At 65.6% G+C, this 1,726-nt stretch carries 2 protein-coding genes; both read left to right on the top strand.

The window, feature by feature from the left end:
• On the top strand, positions 1 to 443 hold a 443-nt coding region (locus RJQ10_RS09705; RefSeq protein WP_350146029.1), incomplete at its 5' end, for an ABC transporter permease.
• 6 nt (positions 444 to 449) lie between these two features.
• A partial coding sequence (locus tag RJQ10_RS09700; protein ID WP_350146027.1) for an ATP-binding cassette domain-containing protein occupies positions 450 to 1,726 on the top strand: 1,277 nt, incomplete at its 3' end.

The following is a 1,726-nucleotide window of genomic DNA, read 5'->3' as shown; positions in this document are numbered from 1 at the left end:
TGGTGTTCGGGCGCAACCTGCTGCTGTTGTTTCTCGCCATCGGCGCCGTGGAGTGGCTGACCATGGCGCGCATCATGCGCGGCCAGGTGCAGTCCCTGCGCCAGCAGGAGTTCGTCGAAGCTGCCATCTCCCTGGGCCTGTCGCCGGCCACCATCGTGCGCCGCCACCTGGTGCCCAACGCGCTGGGGCCGATCATTGTCTACACCACCCTGACCATTCCCAGCGTCATGCTGCTGGAGGCCTTCCTCAGCTTTCTCGGCTTGGGCGTGCAGCCGCCGGCGACCTCCTGGGGCCTGCTGATTTCCTACGGGGCGGAGACCATGGAAGAGTACCCCTGGCTGCTGATTTTCCCCGGTGCCGCCCTGACCCTCACCCTGTTTGCCCTCAACTTCCTTGGCGACGGCCTGCGCGATGCGCTGGACGTACGCGGCTCCGGAGACTGACCGGCCATGGCCCTGCTCAGCGTGCGCGACCTGCAAGTCGACTTCACCACCCGCAACGGGCGCGTCACCGCGGTCAACCGGGTCAGCTTTGATGTCGAGTCCGGCAAGATTACCGCGATCATTGGCGAATCCGGTTCCGGCAAGTCCGTGTGCTGCTACAGCCTGCTGGGCCTGCTGCCCACACCGCCGGCCAGCGTGGAAAACGGCACTGCCCACTTCGAGGGGCGGGATCTGCTGGCGATGAGTGAGGCGCAGCTGCGGGAGATCCGCGGCCGCGATATCGCCATGATCTTCCAGGATCCGATGACCAGTCTCAACCCCTACATGACCATCGGCGAGCAGCTCATTGAACCCCTCGTGTATCACCGCAAGGTGAGCAAGGCCGCTGCCCGGGAGCGGGCCCTGGAACTGCTGGCGGAGGTGGGCCTGCGGGATCCCGCGGCCACCATAGACCAGTATCCACACCAGTTTTCCGGCGGCATGCGCCAGCGGGTGATGATCGCGATGGCGCTGATCAACGAGCCCAAACTGCTGATCGCCGATGAACCGACCACGGCCCTGGACGTGACCATCCAGGCGCAGATCCTGGCCCTGGTGGCGGAGCTGCAGCGCAAGCGCAATATCGGCGTGATTTTTATCAGCCACGACCTGTCGGTGGTCGCCGATATCGCCGACGAAATCGTGGTGATGGAGAAGGGGCACCTGGTGGAGCGGGGCGATCGCGCCGCGATCTTCGAGCGGGCACAGCACCCCTATACCCGCAAGCTGCTGGACGCCATACCGGCGGGGAGCAAGGCTTCTTCCAGCGAGGTCCGCGACGACCTGATTACCGTCAACCACCTCTGTACCTGGTTCGGTCAGGGCCGGGGCAGAGACCCGCTGCGCGCCGTGGATGATGTCAGCTTCACCGTCCAGCGCGGCGAAGTGCTGGGCCTGGTGGGCGAGTCCGGCAGCGGCAAGTCCACCATCGGGCGGTCCCTGCTGCGGCTGGTGCCGGTTACCAGCGGCGAGGTGTTGTTCGACGGCACCGATGTGACCGCGCTCGAGGGCGTGGCCCTGAAGCAGATGCGGCGCCGCATGCAGATGATCTTCCAGGATCCCTACGCCTCTCTGAACCCGCGCATGTCGGTCTATGACGCCCTGGCGGAGCCCCTGCTGCTGCACGGTATCGAGAGCCGCAAGACGGTCGAGCAGGGGGTGCTCAGGTTGATGGATGATGTCGGCCTGGCGCGGGCTTTTGTGCGCAAGTACCCGCATGAATTTTCCGGTGGCCAGCGCCAGCG

The organism is Haliea sp., from assembly GCF_040222615.1.
In the GTDB taxonomy this organism is placed as follows: domain Bacteria; phylum Pseudomonadota; class Gammaproteobacteria; order Pseudomonadales; family Halieaceae; genus Haliea.
Note: the sequence above shows the minus strand (reverse complement) of the source record. Positions and strands in the feature narration are given on the sequence as shown.